The organism is uncultured Boseongicola sp. (assembly GCF_937988555.1).
Taxonomy (GTDB): domain Bacteria; phylum Pseudomonadota; class Alphaproteobacteria; order Rhodobacterales; family Rhodobacteraceae; genus Boseongicola.
On sequence record NZ_CALJXO010000114.1, the window covers coordinates 1 to 16,947 of the forward strand.

Here is a 16,947-nt window from a genome sequence, read left to right on the forward strand (position 1 = left end):
TCACAAATCTCAGGCGGATTTTATTCAAATGCTCCACGAAATACGCTTTTGAGACGCCTTCGAGACCTCCTGCTGGACCCGGGCAGCCCCTACGACGCCCTGCGCAATTGCCCTGCGTCCGCCCGGCAACACATTCGCGTCGTCACATAAACGCCCGTGATTATGCTGGAATTCGCGCAATTCGCTGGCTAGGATTCCTACAAAATAGCCGAGGCAGGCAAAAAAATAAGGTCGAGGAGACCGAGCAGTGAGACTTAAAAGCAAACGCCGGGCGCGTTTTGTCGCCCTTTGCGTCGCCACCACGCTTTTGGCTGGATGCGCGCTTCCAAGATCAGGCCCCACCAAGAACGAGATTTTCTCGGGCGCCGTACAGCGGCAGGGCGATTCTTTCGTTGTAACAGTGGACGATCAGGTGACCGCGATGACGTCGGTGATCCCGGCGCTTGGGTTCGCCGAAGGTCTGACAAGTGCTGCCGCGTTGGGGTCGGACGTGATCCGTCCAGGCGACACTTTGGGTCTGACCATCTGGGAAAACGTGGAGGACGGCCTGTTGGCCAGCGCGTCTGCGGGTGGTTCGGCGCTTGAAGAAATTCAGGTCGACAGTGCCGGGTTTATCTTTGTGCCCTACGCGGGCCGTATCCGTGCATCCGGCAACACAACCGAGGCCGTGCGCCGCATTATCACTGAAAAACTCGAAGCCCAGACCCCGGATCCACAAGTTGTAATCCGTCGCATGGCGGGTGACGGGGCGACCGTATCTTTGATCGGCGGCGTCGGCGCGCAAGGCGTTTATGCAATTGAACGACCGAACCGCACTCTAACCGCGATGCTCGCCACCGCAGGCGGTATTACTTTGCCACCAGAAATTACACAGATCACCCTGATGCGCGGCGCGCACAAAGGCACGATCTGGTTGCAGGACCTCTATACCGACCCAAAACTTGATGTCGCTCTAAGGGGCGGCGACCGGATTTTGGTCGAAGAGGACACGCGGTTCTTCACTGCTTTGGGCGCAACAGGCGCACAACAGAAGGTGCCGTTTGAGACCCAGAGCATTTCTGCGATCGAAGCTTTGGCCCGCGTTGGCGGTCTATCGACTGGGATCGCCGATCCGACAGGTGTCTTTGTTTTCCGCAACGAACCTGCGGAAATTGCGAACATCGTTTTGGGCCGCGGCGACCTGATCGGACCGCAGCGGATGATCTATGTGCTTGATATGACTAGCCCGAATGGCGTCTTTATCGCCCGCGATTTCGCGATCCGTGACGCTGACACGGTCTATGTCACCGAAGCGCCGTACACCCAATTCAGCAAGGTTCTGTCGGCGGTATTGGGTCCGTTGCAAACGGCCTCGTCCGTCGACCAACTAATCGAGTGACCAACGCCAAAGGGCGCCTTTGCGTCTACAACGGTGAAATTTTAATGCAGCGCCCTGCGCGCCGCATTCTTGAGTTGGCCGGGTGGAATGTCGGCACGGGTGTGCCCGAAGACGGCGATCATGTCGGCGTTTGGGGACAATCCCCAACGGCATGGCGCGGTGAAGCGGTAGCCGGATGGAGCGATGCTCCGGTGGTGACTGTCGAGGACGCATTTTTGCGCTCGGTTCTGCCCGGACGCATCCGCGACGAGACCCCAGTCGGCCTTTCGATCGATACGACGGGGGTCCATTTCGACGGCTCTGCTGCATCTGATCTTGAAACACTTTTAAGAACATCGCCCTTGGACGACACCCCGCTTTTGAACCGCGCGCGCGCGTCAATCGAACAGCTAAAGTATTGGCACCTTGGGAAATACTCTGGATACGATCCGTCTTTGGACGTTCCGGATCCGGGCTATGTCGTGGTAATTGATCAAACGCGTGATGACACGGCCCTTCAGGGCGCAGGGCGCAATGAATTTGCAGAAATGCTTATGGTGGCGGCGGACGAGAACCCCGCCTCGGACATTCTGATCAAAGCCCATCCCGAAAGCGTTGCGGGCGCGCGACCCGGTCACTATGACGGCAACCTTGGCATTGATCGCGCGCGTTTATTGACCGAACCCGTCAGCCCATGGACGCTTTTTGAGGGCGCGGTTGCAGTCTATACCCATTCGTCGACCCTTGGCTTTGAAGCGATCTTCGCGGGTCACAAACCCCGCGTTTTCGGCTTGCCGTTTTATGCCGGTTGGGGGCGCACCTTGGACGCGGTGCCCGCGGCGCGAAGAGGCCGCGAGTTGACGCGCGCGCAGTTGTTTGCAGGTGCGATGATCCTGTATCCTACTTGGTATGATCCCGCGTCTGATCGGTTGTGCGAAGTGGAAGACGTGATTGCCGCTTTGGCCGCGCGGGCGCGTGCTTGGCGCGAGGATCGCGCGGGTTATGTCGGGACCGGAATACAGCGATGGAAGCGTCCGCTTTTCAAACGCGCCTTTGGGTCCGTGACGCCAATGATCTTTGCAAACTCGCCGCGAGCCGCGAGCCGCAAGGCTTCAAAATCCGGGCGCAAGATTATCGCCTGGGGGACGTCCGATGCTCCGGATGGCGCGCTTCGGGTTGAGGACGGGTTTCTCAGATCACGGGGATTGGGGGCGGCGCTGGTCGCTCCCGTGTCTTTATCGATTGACCGGAACGGCAACTACTTCGATCCGTCGAAACCGACCGATCTGGACAGCCTTATCACGAGTTCTGTGAGCTTGCCCGAAGCAGAAATCGAACGCGCGCGCCGCCTTTTGGACCGTATGCTTGCCGTTGGCTTGACCAAATACAACATGAACGACGAACCGGCGCCTTTGGCCGACGGGCCTGTGAATGTGCTGGTCGTCGGACAGGTCGAAGACGATGCGTCCGTGCTTCTGGGCGCCGGAAAGGTACGCACAAACCTTGACTTATTGCGCGCCGCGCTGGCCGCGCGACCGAATGCACGCATCCTTTGGAAACCCCACCCCGATGTCGAAGCGGGGCTGCGAGAAGGCGCGATTTCGACGGCTGATCTGGAAGGTTTGGCCGATGTCGAACTTGTCAACATCAGCCCGCGCGCCGCGATTGATCTGGCGAACGAGCTTTGGACCATCACATCCACAATGGGGTTCGAGGCGTTGATCCGCGGCAAATCGGTCACCTGCACGGGAATGCCTTTTTATGCCGGTTGGGGGCTGACGAATGACCATGTTGCACAGCCCGCACATCGTGGTTCCGGACCAGAAGTGATCGGCTTGGCCCATGCCGCTTTGATCGGTTATCCGCGCTACTTCGACCCTGAAAGAGGCGATCCATTTTCGCCCGAGCAAGCGGTCGACTACCTTGTACGAATGAAGGACGCGCCCGCGAAAACTTCGCGGCTTTCTCTATTGCAACAATTGATGAAACGCACCGTCGGCTTGCGCCCCTAAGACCGCCGCCAGCGTTGCATCACGTCAGCGCCAACGGGCGCGACCTCCACCAGATCGAAGGCTGGCGCTTCCGCCAAAGCCGATAGTCCAAGGGGTCCGACGCCAGGTTGGCCTTCTGCGCCAATCAACTTTCCTGCAACGAAAACAATAAGTTCATCCACAAGGTCAGCAGACAAAAGAGATGCCGCAAGCATCCCCCCTCCTTCGCAAAAAACACGGGTCAATCCAGCCTGACCAAGCGCCTGAAGCATTTCATCCGGCGAAAGATGCGCCCCATTCGAGCCAACTAAGATTAACCGCGCACCCGCAGCTTCCCAGACTTTGGCCTCGGCGGATGAACGCATCGACGCATCGCAGACGATCCAAACCGGCACATCTTCGGCGCTTTCGAAAAGCCGGCTGTCTTGCGACAGGCGAAGATGCCGCGAGGTGACGATACGGACGGGCTGGCGCGTCTCGCCAAGATCGCGCACCGTCAAGTCGGGGTTGTCAGCGCGCACCGTCCCCGCCCCGACCATGACTGCGTCGTGGGATGCGCGCAACGCATGGACCGCACGACGCGCGTGGGCCCCGGTGATCCATTTGCTCTCGCCCGAAGCTGTTGCAATGCGGCCATCCAAAGTCATGGCGAGTTTTAGGGTTAATGTCGGTCGCCCATGGTTAACGCGTGTCAGGAAACCGCGCTGCAGCTCTTTGGCGTCCTTACCAAGACATCCCGTTTCAACCCGAAGCCCAGCCTTCGACAGCATCGATATGCCGCGGCCTGAAACGCGGGGATCGGGATCTTCACAAGCGACGACAACGCGCGCAATTTCGCTTTCAATCAAAGATTTAGCGCAAGCCGGCGTCTCGCCTTGATGTGCGCAGGGTTCAAGCGTGACAAAGGCAGTTGCGCCCTTGGCATGGTCTCCTGCTTGTTTCAGGGCCACTGTTTCTGCATGAGGGCGACCGCCATCAGCCGTCCGACCACGGCCCACAACACGACCCTGGTTAACGATGACACAACCGACGGCAGGGTTGGGCCACACACGACCCAAGCCGCGCGCGGCAAGGCTCAGCGCATGGCGCATGTGAGCTGTGTCGTCGTCGCTCACTCGTCTTTTGCGGGAGGGCGCAATTCGCTCACGAATTTATCGAAGTCGTCCGCGGCCTGGAAGTTCTTGTAAACACTGGCAAAACGCACATAGGCAACCGTATCGATCCGCGCGAGTGATTCCATCACTATCTCGCCGATTGTAGTCGACGGGATGTCTGTCTCGCCCATGCTTTCAAGCCGCCGCACGATACCAGAAATCATCTGATCCATGCGCTCCAGTTCTACAGGGCGCTTTTGCAAGGCGATGCGGATTGAACGCTCAAGTTTGTCGCGATCAAAATCTTCGCGCTTGCCGTTGGATTTGATGACCACAAGATCACGCAGTTGCACCCGCTCGTAAGTCGTAAAGCGACCGGCGCAAGCGGGGCAGAACCGACGCCGCCGAATGGCAACATGATCTTCCGCAGGACGCGAGTCTTTCACCTGAGTATCTATATTTCCGCAAAACGGGCAGCGCATCCACCACTTCTCCCTGCCATCATTGGGGGTAGGCCCCCCTTTATCCACAGGGACTATAGGCGACCGCCCTGATTTTGGGTAGTGTCGAAATTCACCCACCAGATAGGCGACACCCGATGCGTTGCGCGATTGCACCGCCAAGCTCTTTCACACATCCCAAGCGAAGGCGCGCCGGTGGCTATATCGACGGTTTGAGGCCTACATTGATAGCTTTCATTGTGGCCGTGTTCTTACAAATTATTAGAGGGAAATCAGATATCATTAGCCCGCGTAACCAAAAATATCAGCCATGTCACAGGATAGCTTTGACGACGCTGTCGCTCAAAGCATCGCGCCCGGGCACAAGACTTTGCGCAATCTGAAAACGGCTTGGATAAAAAACAATCTGTGTCCATCAATGACGGCAAAGTCGTCCACTATCAGATCAACATGCTGGTGACCTTCGTCCGAGAACACGGCTAGCGGTCACCCAAGTGACATGGCGACGGCAACCTGTCTTTCGTGCGGTTTGTGACGATGTTCGAAAAGGTAAATACCCTGCCATGTCCCCAGCGCTAATCGCCCTGATATGACAGGAATGGTCAAGGAAACCGGAAGCATGGCGGCCTTGATGTGCGCCGGCATATCGTCTGGCCCTTCGGAAGTGTGGGTCAGATAGGACATGCGTGGGTCGTCGGTGGGCGGCACCAAATTGTGGAAGAAGGCTTGAAGATCTGAACGGACTTCGGGGTCGGCGTTTTCCTGAATCAACAAAGAGCACGAGGTGTGACGCACGAAAATAGTGAGCGTTCCGTCCCCTTTTGCGAGCGGTTTGATGTCATCCGTGAACTCATACAATCCGGGCCCGTTCGTCGAAATCGTCAGCAGATGGGTCATGCCGCAAGCTCGTAATACAGCGTGCCAGCCGAGTTGAGGGCCTTTTCGGATTGAATTTTAAAGCCGCGATCCGTGAATATCTTCAACGGATCCACCCCTTCTTGGCCAGAAAAGACAGGCAGGCCTTTCACAAAGCTTACCGGCTCGACCGTCAGGTTAACCTTATGAATGGCGTTGTGCGCAAGAAACCAGTCATGAACGCGCGTACCCCCCAGAATCAGACCGTTTTGCAGCGGACGAATATGAGCGACCTTGGCGATCAGATCGAAAGGTGTCAGATGCGTAGGGTCACACCAAAACTGTGCTGGACGCTGCCATCCACTTGTCTTCGTTGAGAAAACTATGCGCCGGCGATGCGGTTTGTCAGCAGCCAAATGAGTATTCTTGCCCATGATGGCCCAGTCAGCAGCTTCGACATCGCGGAAGAAAAGCGACTGTTCTTCCGCGCTTGCCCATGTCTGTGGCGCGTCGTCAAAAGCGCGTGCGATCAGGGCATCGGACGACGTCGCAACGGTAAGCGTAAAGTGGGCAGACAGGCGATCCATCCGACGTAACTATCGCGGTTTTCAGATCGACGGTACTTCGAATTTCAAAGCGATGATCGGCGGCTCAGGCCGTGACTTGGCCCATATACGCATCAGCAAGTGTCACCACACGGCCGCCACTGCCTTGAGCCGTATTGGCCGCCTGAAGTCGCGCTTCTAGATCCGATATTTGCCTGCGAAATGCGGTCCACGCCTCGCCCGTGCGGGGTTGATCCTGCATATCCGGCGAGTGGCCCTTGATAGCGAGGGTTCTGGCCGCGCGGATCAGATCAGCGAGCGTGGCAGAGCCTAGCGCTTGCGCTGTAGACGCAAAACGCTCGAACGCCTCAGGTGATTGTTTTGCGAGGCTTTTTGCAAGCTGTCCGCCGCAAAAAATACGCTCGATTTCAACTGCGTCGCGGGCCATGCACTCATTCTTGTTCGGGCTGTAAAGCGGATTGGCTTCGATCTTTCGTCGGGCCGTCATCCAGGCGTCCGATAAACGTTCAACCGCCGCCTCCGGGTCAATGTCGGCCGCAACGGCCGCAAGTTGCGACGTGTCGACATAGGGGGGGATTTCGACAGACGCTGCAAAACTTTCACCGCCCTCGTTTCTAAGATTTCTTCGATTGCGCGCGTTTCGCGTGATGCGCTTCACAATCAGCAGAACCGCACACAAAAGCCCGACGCCGATCAAAAGACTCGGCCAACTTCCCGCGAGACTTTGGGTGATCATGGCAACGGGCGTGGCACCAGTACCCTCAAGCGCGATCGTGTTAGCGGCATGAATAATTGCCGGAGGTGTCGTGTCCGGCGCGTTCATTACTATGTGCAGCGTCTTAATCATTTTCCCGGTTTAATGCCCGGTTGAGGCGGGACTGTGCCGGGAAATTGGCAATTTGGGGTCAATAACCAGTGAGAATGCCCCGTACAGACGGCAGAAGGATCCCCGCAATGATCCCGACAAACGCACCGATCAAAAGGCGCGCAAGAAAGTCGCCAAGCTTTGGGGCAACGACGCCAAGGATCCCGCATGCCGCAGCATAGAATGTGAGCAATATCGGTTCTGTCCGCACAAGCTAGCAGATTTTGGCATTGCCCCAAACCTGAAAAAATCAGGTGTCGCGGTTGTCAAAATAATGGCGCACACAGTCTTGCACATGGCGAAAGCGGTCGCCTCCAAGATGCTTGCCGCCGTACCATCGCGTGACGACGATAACGTGATTTTGAAGATCTTCGCGTTCAAGCATGCGCAAGATAACCATCCCCGCCCCGGCTTCTCCGTCATCGTTTTTGATCGGCGTGCCGTCGAGAATAGCAGCCCACGTGTTGTGGGTGGCCTTGGCGAACTTCTTGTTGCCGCATAGCACCTTAAGAGCAGCTTGAATGTCGTCTTTCGATGACGCAGGCGCGCCAGAGACCGCGTATTTCGATCCGCGATCGGTAAGAATACTATCAAAGGTTTGCACCGGTTCAGGCTTAGGTGAAAAGCCGGTCGCCTTGTTGGTCGATCACAGTTTTCGCCTTGTCGATCGAAGCTTCTGCGGCGGCTTCGGCACTCATTAATGTGTCTGCGCGGATAAGGTGGTGGGATTTCATTTCGCCGTTGATCTCTTTTTCGATGCGCGCCGAAATGCGGTGCTGGCCGTCTGCTGGCAAAGGATCGGGTGTGATTATGAAGTCTTTGTAGGTTTCCGGTTTGTAGGTGGATTTTGACGGGGTGCCGCCACCGAAGAGTTTTTTCAAGAGGGACATAGGCTGGCTCCGGATTTTGGTTTGGTTGGCTCACAGCCTGGCGGATTGAGCGAGAGATGTGAAGGGATCAGCCCAGCGAAGACGCGTTGGTGCGCAGCCACTTGGCCAAATCTGATTCCGCGACGGTGGATGCGGCAAGCTCTTCTATCATCCGCACGCCGGTGTAGGGCTCGGGGCGAAACGCATATCCGTTCAGGCGCAGGAAGGTGAATGCCGCGACGAAGGCGGTTCTTTTGTTCCCATCGACAAACCCATTCGCCTTTGCAACACCAAAAGCATAGGCCACTGTAAGATCAAAGGCATCGCGCGTGCCATGTACTCCGAGATTTCTCCCGCGATCGTACCGCCGTGAAGCAGATCTGCATCTCGAATTCCAGGCGCCCGCCATGTCGTGAAATCTGTCTGTCATGAGCGACGAAAAGTGCTTCAACTGGCATTCAAAGCCTGCGTGACTTTGGGATCGTTCGCAATTATTTTGAGACACCCATCGTCGCCGCACGCCACGAAAACTGTGCCCCCAGGCTTTGCATCCAGGATCGTTAGCACTTCAGATGTCAGAGTCATGACAGATGAATTGCCGACTTTTCGGATCTGGTTTCGATCATGATTTGCGCCTCGCTGGACATACATTTGTATATCCCAACCGAGTAACTTGATTTCAAGAAATCAATGAAAGGCCAAGAAGCGGCAGCTTCATGCGCCTTTACTGATCCAAGAACGACCTTAACTTCCGCGACCGGCTTGGGTGCTTCAACTTCCGCAGTGCCTTCGCCTCGATCTGACGAATACGCTCACGCGTTACGCTGAATTGCTGGCCGACTTCCTCAAGCGTGTGGTCGGTATTCATGCCAATGCCGAAACGCATGCGCAGAACCCGTTCTTCACGCGGAGTGAGCGAGGCCAATACGCGCGTAGTGGTTTCCTTCAGGTTCTCCTGAATAGCGGAGTCCAAAGGCAGAATCGCGTTCTTGTCTTCGATGAAATCGCCAAGCTGGCTGTCTTCTTCGTCGCCAATCGGCGTCTCAAGGCTGATAGGCTCCTTGGCGATTTTCATCACCTTGCGGACCTTCTCAAGCGGCATTTGCAGCTTTGCGGCCAGTTCTTCCGGCGTCGGCTCGCGGCCGATCTCGTGAAGCATTTGCCGCCCCGTGCGGACAAGCTTGTTGATCGTCTCGATCATGTGGACCGGGATACGGATCGTGCGGGCCTGATCCGCGATCGAACGCGTAATCGCCTGACGGATCCACCACGTGGCATAGGTCGAGAATTTGTAGCCGCGACGGTATTCAAATTTATCGACGGCCTTCATCAAGCCGATGTTGCCTTCCTGAATAAGATCAAGGAATTGAAGGCCACGGTTGGTATACTTCTTAGCAATCGAAATGACGAGACGCAGGTTTGCTTCGACCATTTCTTTCTTGGCCTGACGGGCCTCTTTTTCGCCCTTCTGAACCTGCTGCACGATGCGGCGGAATTCAGGGACATCGACGCCGACGTACTGGCCGACTTGCGCCATCTCGCCGCGTAGCTCTTCGATTTTCGGGGTAGATCGCTCAAGAAGCGTTTGCCAGCCGCGACCGGGCTTTTCGCCCATGCGCTCAAGCCAATTCGGGTCAAGTTCGTAACCACGATAAGCGTCGATGAATTCGCGTCGGTTGATGCGCGCCTGGTCGGCGAGCTTAACCATGTTGCTGTCAATCGACATGATCCGGCGGTTGATGCCGTAAAGCTGGTCGATCAGGGCTTCAATACGGTTGTTGTGCAGGTGAAGTTCGTTCACTAATTCGACGATTTCCGAGCGCAATTTCTGGTAGGCGTTTTCAGCCTTCTCAGAGAACCTGTCATCTTCGTTCAGCGTCGCGGACATGCGCGAATCCTGCATTTCCGACAGTTCATTGTAGTGGTGCGCAATCACTTCAAGCATCTCAAGCACGCGGGGCTTTAGCGCGGCTTCCATGGCGGCAAGCGACATGTTGGCAGCTTCGTCCTCGTCTTCGTCGTCATCTTCCTGGATCGGATTGCCGTCAGCGTCGAGTTCCTGTTCGTCGGATTTGGTTTCGGCAGCAGGCGCAGCGGCAGTGGCCACGGCCGGTGCGGCGCCCTCTTCTTCGCCGATTGTATTGCCGAAAGTGGTCTCAAGGTCGATCACGTCGCGCAGCAAAATGTCTTCGCTTAGAAGTTCGTCGCGCCAGATTGTGATGGCCTGGAAGGTCAGAGGGCTCTCGCAAAGCCCTTCAATCATCGTTTTGCGACCGGCTTCGATCCGCTTTGCGATCGCGATCTCGCCCTCGCGGGACAGAAGTTCGACCGAGCCCATTTCGCGCAGGTACATGCGTACCGGGTCATCGGTGCGGTCAAGCTTCTCGGTCTCGGTCGTGGAGACAGCGACTTCGCGCGAGTTCGCCGCCTGGACAAGATCGGTCGCGCCTTTGTCGTCGTCTTCGCCTTCTTCGTCTTCGATGATGTTGATGCCCATTTCAGACAACATAGACATCACGTCTTCGATTTGTTCGGAGGACACCTGATCCGGCGGCAGAACTTTGTTCAGCTCGTCATAGGTGATGTAGCCCTTCTCGCGGGCATCGCCGATCATCTTTTTGACGGCGGCCTGGCTCATGTCGAGCCCGCCTTCGGCGTCCTGATCGTCGTTCTTACGGTCGTCGTTGTCTTTGGCAGCCATTCGGCACTCCCAAGAAAATCGTGTGATTCGGGCCTAGGCGAATCATCTAGTGCGAATCAGAGAATCACAACCCATAGCCCTGCTTTTGTTGTCGACATACGCAGAAATACTACGGCGTGTCACGGCGCCCTTTTGAGAAATCTATCTGGTCTAAAAGTGAACTCAACTTTTGCTTTTCTTCCCGTTTCACCCGGGCCCCATTCGGCCCGAGATCGTATTCTGCACGATCGTCCGATCCGGACTTCTCACTGTTGTTGCGGGCTTCCGCCGCCTGCCGCAGCCGGGTCGTCAAAACCTCGTCAGCGGCGCCGGAGAAATCTTCAAGGGCGTCATCAAGCTCGCGAATCGCGCCACGGCGGGCCGCAATTTTTGCAAGCTCCTCGGCCACCGACATTTCGGCAACATCCTGTTGCGCCCCGGAGCGTACTCCCGGTGCAATACGCACATGGCGCGCATGGGTCAGTTTTTCAAGGGCGTCGGCCCCGCAAATCAAAGCTAATTCATCGGAATTGGCGCCACCGGTCTGCAGAAGCGCTGCGCGCACTGCATCATGCTCGGGCCGACTGGTGCTAAGGCGTTCAAGATCGGCGGTAAAGCGGTCGACCAGATCGGGGTGACGCACCAAGGTCGCAAGGATTACGGCCTCGCGAAGTTGGTCTTCAAAGGCGGTGCCAGCTGCGGCAAGTGCGCTTGATTTTGTCTCGGCCATCGGGATAGGGATGGGTTTCCCAAAGCCCTTGGTGAAGGTTCCACGGTTATATCGGTTGCCTTTAAAGCCCTGCTGGACGCGATTTCCGTCAAAAAGCGTTCGACGTAAGCGATTGATTTCATCGTTATAATGACCTCGAAGCGATGGGTCACGCACCTGCCGAATGGCCTCACGCAGGGTTCGGTCAAGGGCCGCTTTTCGCTCGGGGCTGTCGAAGGATTTGCCCTCGGTTTCGCGTCGCCACAAAAGCTGGACCATCGGTATGGCCTGATCCAAGTGGCGGCGCATAGCCCCTGCCCCTCCAGCGCGGATCAGGTCATCGGGGTCGAGACCTTCGGGCATGAGACAAAAACGCAGCGACTTGCCGGCCTCGATCAAAGGGAGCGCAATATCCACCAAGCGCATCGCGGCACGGATGCCGGCCTTGTCGCCATCCAGCGCGATAATCGGCTCATCCGAAATGCGCCACAAAAGCTGAAGCTGGTCTTCAGTGACGGCTGTACCAAGCGGCGCCACGGTCGAAGTGAACCCAGCTTCTGACAGCGCGATCACGTCCATATAGCCTTCCGCAACCAAAAGGGGCTGGCCCTTACCCGCGGCTTCACGGGCGGGCCCGTGATTATAAAGACTGCGGCCCTTATCAAAAAGTTCGGTCTCGGGCGAATTCAGGTATTTGGCTTTATCATTTGGGTCCATCGCGCGGCCACCGAATGCGGTAGCGCGCCCACGGGGATCGCGGATCGGAAACATGATGCGGTTGCGGAATGTATCGTAGGGGCGTTTGCCTTGGTTGGAAGGCTTGGCAAGACCCGCCGCCAAAATCAGGTCCTCCGCGACGCCTTTTCCTGTCAAATGATCCCAAAGACCCTGCCAACCATCTGGCGCAAAACCGATATTCCAGCGCTCAAGTGCAGCCTCGTTGAGACCCCGTCCTTGCAAATAGTCGCGCGCAGGAGCCGCGCCGTTGGTCTTAAGGTTCAGGCGGAAAAACTGGATTGCTTGTTCCATAACATCGGCAAGTTGCGTGCGGCGGTCGGCCTTTTCCTGCTCTTTCGGGTCCCGCGCCGGCATCTGCATGCCAGCCTCGCGCGCGATGATTTCCACCGCTTCCATGAAGGACACGTTCTCGGTTTCCTGCACAAAACTGACCACATCGCCCTTGGCGTGACAGCCGAAGCAATAGTAGAAGCCTTTGCGGTCATCCACATGAAATGACGCAGTTTTTTCCTGGTGGAAGGGACACGGTGACCACATATCCCCCTTGCCCTGATTGGACTTTCGCGTGTCCCACATGACTTTGCGCCCAGCCACCTGAGACATTGAGGCGCGGGTCTTTAGTTCGTCAAGGAAACCGGGGGGCAGACTCATGGTGTTAATATCGGCCGTGGCGCCAAAGGAGTCCACACACGAAAACGGGCGCCCAAAAGCGCCCGCTTACAATCTGATGTATCGCGATCACCTCGCGAGGCGCGGACGGCTTCCCTTGGAGAAATTGCCGTCGCTCGTATCTGGCGGACAGCCGTAGAACTGCGAATTCGACGTCCCATCAATTTCGCCTCCTGCGATCACAGACGCTCCATGGAAACCATTTGCTTGCGCTGCGAAGTTCACATCGCCTGCAGCAATGATTTGACTGCCAAAAAGCGACAACTTCGAGGCAGTTTTCATGCTCCCATAGGTGATCAGCTGCGCTCCGCCACCGACGGTGCAGCCATCCTCATCACCGACTTGCAGACCCTGCGGCGAACTGATCGAGCTATCGTCGATGCTTTCAGTGATAAACGTCGCATTCATCAAAATAGCGCCGTTGGCGAATTTCAGATTACAATCGGTGATAACCACGACATTACTGAAAGTTTCCGCGGGGATAGTGAGATCGTCACCCACGCAGTTAACCCGATTGATTGCATCCGGCCGCAGACAGGCAACAGAAAATGTTGTGCAATTTTCTGGGCTGATCGGACTGGGCTCTGATTTATTCCCTTTGCCGCCGCCCTTGCCATTGCTGCCGCCTTTGCCATTTCCGTTCGAAGCGCCAGAGGTCACATTTACTGTTTCCCAGCTATCTGAATTTTCAATAAACGAGCGCGTGTGTTCAGTACCGGATTTTTGAATGCCGGCAACAATTTCATCGATGAACGCGTCAACGTCAAATGTTCCTGCCCCATCGCGTCGCGCCTCCCAGAGGCCTTCATTTTGCTGAAATCCTGACGCCCCCGGTTCCGGCGCCCCAGGGTGCAACGACCCCAAGTCCAACGCCCCCCCAGGGACGATTAGATTGGATAGAGCGGGCATCGCGACGATGACATCGTCGTCCATCTCATTCCCAACAACCTGTTGGAAGTAATTATTTTGATTGAATTCGATTTGGTAACCCGAACTAATACAGAAGGCGCCATAAAATTCGTTGTTCGACTGCATATCGACACGACCATTTGCGAAAAATCCTGCGCCGATACAGGGAGGGTCGCCGTTCACGAATACCGCAGGTGTCCGCACGTCGAATGTGCTGAACCCGACAAGCCTCAGCAAGAAGCTGCCGACAGGATTGGCGTTTTCGAGAAGGCGGTCGGTGCTTACCCAAACGGCCTCGCTGCGCGTGTCGTCGATTTGAAACGAACCGGTAGAATAAAAGTAGGACCCGAAGTGAATGTTTTCGAGGCGGAGGACTTCGCCATACCGGCCAGCCGGCATGTTCAGCCTGGCATATTCAAGTGCCGTGTCCTTGGAGGTATCGACGTCTTCGCCAGCCTTCAGCGACACGATCGCCGCATGGGATGCGACATCGGCGGCAACCTGGAGCTGGTTTTTCGCCGCGACCAAGTTTGCCACGTCGATAGCGATACCGCCAAAGATTGCCGTCGCCATCAAGAAATAAAGGTTGAGGATGGACATACCACCCTCTTCACAGGTGCGATGTTGTAAGGCGTGGATCTTTAAGGATTTCAAACGCGATTGCATCCTCATGCCTCCGTAAATTGTTGTGCAACAACCTGCACATTTAGATTTGAAAATTGAGTAATGAATTTCAGCGGACCGCCAAAGTCGCGTGCGGGGACTGTGACGACAGTGGTGATCAATTCGTCGGTCACGAACGACGTGACGGAGACATTGGAGCTGATGCCGGCCAGTTCTGCCCGCACTTGGGCCACAACTTCCGCTTCGGTCGTCGTCATTCCAACAGAAAAGGCGCGTGTTGCATTTTGCGCTGCATCAAGCGCAATGGCCTGTCCAAAGAAGACGAGGGCAAGTTGACCGCACGCCATAAGAGTGATCACGAAGAATGGCACCCAAAGCACCATTTCGATTGTAACACTCCCGTTTTCACGGCGCCAAAACGGCGCGCGCTCTGCGCGTCGCAACCCATCAATGAAGCGATGCAGGCGGGTATTCAGAGAAGACACAGAAGGCATTTCTATACGTCCTTCATGTGAACAGAGGAAACACTGACATCGATGTTGACGATCCGCGGTATCAAACCAATCGCGGCCAGGTCAGCGGCGGGCATTGTGACGGTGGTGGTGATATCGTCGGTGCCAAAAACCGTGTTGACCGATGCACTCGGGCTAAAGGCCTGAATGCGTCCAAGCACAGCGTCCTTCGTTTCAATTGCCGTCTCAAACACCCCGACCGAGGCCATGCGATTGCCGTCATAGGCAATGCGCGTCGCCTTCGCCTGACCGTGGAAGATCAACGAGACGTCTGCAATAAAGACAAAGAAGAACAGATAGACCGGCACCCAAAGCACCGCCTCGACAGTGACAGTGCCACTTTCTGAACGCTTGAAGCGTGTCGCAACCGGGGTAGAGAGAAAGTCTCTAAAGATTTTAAAAAGCATAATGATTTCAATATGTAATTGTGTTTGTGTCTCCACCACAGATCACAGGCAGTTTTGGCGAAATTACGTCCAAGCACCCCAAAACCAGGCGGGTCTGTGTCAAGTTGAAGATCAATTTAGAAGTCTGTTTCTAACGGGCTAACTGATACAGGTCGTAGCGCCGTCATTGTTGAAGCACCCCGAACATAGGCGCCCGGCGCCGTTTCGGGCGATGTTGGTGGTTGGTTGGGGAAAAGCCGCTTCAAATGAGTGAGGGACGCGCACCCGAAAGCACGCGCCCCTCAAACCCCGTGTCCCCCCGGGGTGTCAGCCGGCCATGCGGAAGTATTCGACCTCGAAGATGGAATCCATTCCTGAGCCACAAAACGCCATGGATGAGCCTGACGTAACATCAATTTCGTTTGCCGAGATAATGGAGGCGCCTTCGATACCATCGTTGGCGGCCGCAAAATTTACCGACCCAACCGCAACAATCTGCGAGCCATACATCTCAACTTTCGCTGCGTTCGCAATTCCGCCGTAGGTCAGCAGCTGTGCGCCGCCGCCGTCAGCGCAATTGTCGTCCTTGCCAAGACGCAGGCCTGACGGTGCAGTATAAGAACTGGCGCTATCGTCCTTGGTAATCACTGTCGCCTCTTCGAAGGCAGTCGTCGCCGACATTTTGACCGGGCAATTCGTGATGATCACGATTTTAGAAAAGATTTCTCCATCCATAGTGATGCCTCCATTGGATTGTGTACAGTTCAGCTCGTGCACGCGGCCGGGGGTGAGATCAGACATCTTCACTAGGTTATTGTTATCGGTAAGGTCTATCTTGAGTGGGCTATCGTTTTTAATATAAGAGCGGTAATAGCGCGAGTTCGTATCCGTCATGCCGGCTTCGATTTGCTTAAGGCGCGCAAAAATCCGCAGCCGCAGACGACCCTCGCGAAGCGCAGCTTCAAGTCCTTCATTTTTCTCGAAACCTGATTCAGTGATGTCGAGGTCACTCATGTTGGGCATCGAAACGATTGTACCAGCTTCGAATACGTTATTCTGGTTGGCGGATACGTGGCTGTTCGAATGGATGCAAAAGCCGTTCATGAAGCCGTTGTTCGACTGAATGTCGACAACGTTTTCCGCAACGAAGCCCTCGCGCAGACACGTCGGACGGTAAGTTTCGAACACCGATGTGGTGATCACATCCCATTCGCTGAAACCAACCAATTGCAGTAGGAAACTGGTCACAGGATTGGCGTTTTCAGACAAACGGTCGGTCTTGACGTAGACGGCCTCGCGTCTGTTTTCATCAATATTAAACTGCTTGGTCGCCTTGTCGTAGGTGCCAAAGTGGATGTTCTCGGTGCGCAGCACATTGCCGTAGCGCCCTGTTGGCATCATGGCGGACGCGATATCCAGCGCTTCTTGCTTGGCGACAAATTGGTCTTCGGAATCGCGTGTATAGAGAGCTGCATGCGCGGCTGTATCGGCAGCGACCTGAAGCTGGGTGCGCGCCTGAATAAGGCTGGAAACGTCAATTGCGATCCCCCCGATGATCGCCATGACAAGGACGAAAAACAGGTTGAGAACGGTGATCACACCACTCTCATCCTCTGAGAACGCCACGTTCGACGGGGCGTCTTGGGGGGTATTGAGTTTCAT

The 16,947-nt window shown here is 55.9% G+C and carries 18 protein-coding genes; 3 read left to right on the forward strand and 15 right to left on the reverse strand.

Going from position 1 to position 16,947, the window contains the following annotated elements; translation table 11 throughout:
• Nucleotides 1–247 precede the first annotated feature (247 nt).
• Together Q1B15_RS06195 and Q1B15_RS06200 are read left to right on the forward strand one after the other, a co-directional pair.
• Nucleotides 248–1,378, forward strand: coding sequence for a polysaccharide biosynthesis/export family protein (locus Q1B15_RS06195; protein ID WP_299751688.1), 1,131 nt, complete (start codon nt 248–250; stop codon nt 1,376–1,378).
• A 44-nt stretch (nt 1,379–1,422) separates the two neighbouring features.
• Nucleotides 1,423–3,369 (forward strand): capsular polysaccharide biosynthesis protein, encoded by a 1,947-nt coding sequence (locus Q1B15_RS06200; RefSeq protein ID WP_299751691.1) that lies wholly within the window; start codon nt 1,423–1,425, stop codon nt 3,367–3,369.
• Here Q1B15_RS06200 and ribD read toward each other — a convergent pair.
• The gene (ribD, locus tag Q1B15_RS06205) at nt 3,366–4,463 is read right to left on the reverse strand and encodes a bifunctional diaminohydroxyphosphoribosylaminopyrimidine deaminase/5-amino-6-(5-phosphoribosylamino)uracil reductase RibD (RefSeq protein ID WP_366141683.1); all 1,098 of its coding nucleotides are present in this window, start codon (nt 4,461–4,463) and stop codon (nt 3,366–3,368) included. The two genes, Q1B15_RS06200 and ribD, sit on opposite strands and share 4 nt — an antisense overlap.
• Nucleotides 4,460–4,924 (reverse strand): transcriptional regulator NrdR, encoded by a 465-nt coding sequence (gene nrdR, locus Q1B15_RS06210; protein ID WP_299751694.1) that lies wholly within the window; start codon nt 4,922–4,924, stop codon nt 4,460–4,462. Before nrdR ends, ribD begins: the two co-directional genes overlap by 4 nt.
• A 289-nt stretch (nt 4,925–5,213) precedes the next feature.
• Here nrdR and Q1B15_RS23365 point away from each other — a divergent pair, with 289 nt between their 5' ends.
• Nucleotides 5,214–5,363, forward strand: a complete 150-nt coding sequence (locus Q1B15_RS23365) for a dodecin domain-containing protein (RefSeq protein WP_366141684.1) — start codon at nt 5,214–5,216, stop codon at nt 5,361–5,363.
• Between the two features lie 26 nt (nt 5,364–5,389).
• Here the strand turns inward: Q1B15_RS23365 and Q1B15_RS06215 are convergent, their stop codons facing one another.
• The 13 genes from Q1B15_RS06215 to Q1B15_RS06275 all read right to left on the reverse strand — a co-directional run bounded on the left by Q1B15_RS06215 (nt 5,390) and on the right by Q1B15_RS06275 (nt 16,947).
• Entirely contained in the window at nt 5,390–5,800 is a 411-nt protein-coding gene (locus Q1B15_RS06215) for a secondary thiamine-phosphate synthase enzyme YjbQ (RefSeq protein WP_299751697.1), read from the reverse strand.
• On the reverse strand, nt 5,797–6,345 hold the full coding sequence (locus tag Q1B15_RS06220) for a hypothetical protein (RefSeq protein WP_299751700.1): 549 nt from the start codon (nt 6,343–6,345) through the stop codon (nt 5,797–5,799). The genes Q1B15_RS06215 and Q1B15_RS06220 overlap by 4 nt, the downstream gene beginning before the upstream one ends.
• A gap of 64 nt (nt 6,346–6,409) precedes the next feature.
• Nucleotides 6,410–7,147: a hypothetical protein gene (locus Q1B15_RS06225; RefSeq protein WP_299751703.1), complete on the reverse strand. Its 738-nt coding sequence runs from the start codon at nt 7,145–7,147 to the stop codon at nt 6,410–6,412.
• 82 nt (nt 7,148–7,229) lie between these two features.
• Nucleotides 7,230–7,382 (reverse strand): hypothetical protein, encoded by a 153-nt coding sequence (locus tag Q1B15_RS06230; RefSeq protein ID WP_299751706.1) that lies wholly within the window; start codon nt 7,380–7,382, stop codon nt 7,230–7,232.
• 57 nt (nt 7,383–7,439) lie between these two features.
• Nucleotides 7,440–7,793 carry a YigZ family protein gene (locus Q1B15_RS06235; protein WP_299751709.1) on the reverse strand — a complete coding sequence of 118 codons (354 nt, stop codon included), beginning with the start codon at nt 7,791–7,793 and terminating at the stop codon, nt 7,440–7,442.
• 10 nt (nt 7,794–7,803) lie between these two features.
• On the reverse strand, nt 7,804–8,079 hold the full coding sequence (locus Q1B15_RS06240) for an HlyU family transcriptional regulator (RefSeq protein ID WP_299751712.1): 276 nt from the start codon (nt 8,077–8,079) through the stop codon (nt 7,804–7,806).
• Nucleotides 8,080–8,146: 67 nt separating this feature from the next.
• Nucleotides 8,147–8,488: a type II toxin-antitoxin system death-on-curing family toxin gene (locus Q1B15_RS06245; protein WP_366141685.1), complete on the reverse strand. Its 342-nt coding sequence runs from the start codon at nt 8,486–8,488 to the stop codon at nt 8,147–8,149.
• Nucleotides 8,489–8,782: 294 nt separating this feature from the next.
• Nucleotides 8,783–10,759 (reverse strand): RNA polymerase sigma factor RpoD, encoded by a 1,977-nt coding sequence (rpoD, locus tag Q1B15_RS06250; RefSeq protein ID WP_299751715.1) that lies wholly within the window; start codon nt 10,757–10,759, stop codon nt 8,783–8,785.
• Between the two features lie 109 nt (nt 10,760–10,868).
• Nucleotides 10,869–12,836, reverse strand: a complete 1,968-nt coding sequence (gene dnaG / locus Q1B15_RS06255; RefSeq protein ID WP_299751718.1) for a DNA primase — start codon at nt 12,834–12,836, stop codon at nt 10,869–10,871.
• Between the two features lie 87 nt (nt 12,837–12,923).
• The gene (locus tag Q1B15_RS06260; RefSeq protein ID WP_299751721.1) at nt 12,924–14,363 is read right to left on the reverse strand and encodes a Tad domain-containing protein; all 1,440 of its coding nucleotides are present in this window, start codon (nt 14,361–14,363) and stop codon (nt 12,924–12,926) included.
• 68 nt (nt 14,364–14,431) lie between these two features.
• On the reverse strand, nt 14,432–14,881 hold the full coding sequence (locus tag Q1B15_RS06265; RefSeq protein WP_299751724.1) for a TadE family protein: 450 nt from the start codon (nt 14,879–14,881) through the stop codon (nt 14,432–14,434).
• Between the two features lie 2 nt (nt 14,882–14,883).
• A complete protein-coding gene (locus Q1B15_RS06270; protein WP_299751727.1) occupies nt 14,884–15,306 on the reverse strand; it encodes a TadE/TadG family type IV pilus assembly protein in 423 nt (140 codons plus the stop codon).
• A 306-nt stretch (nt 15,307–15,612) separates the two neighbouring features.
• The gene (locus tag Q1B15_RS06275; RefSeq protein ID WP_299751730.1) at nt 15,613–16,947 is read right to left on the reverse strand and encodes a Tad domain-containing protein; all 1,335 of its coding nucleotides are present in this window, start codon (nt 16,945–16,947) and stop codon (nt 15,613–15,615) included.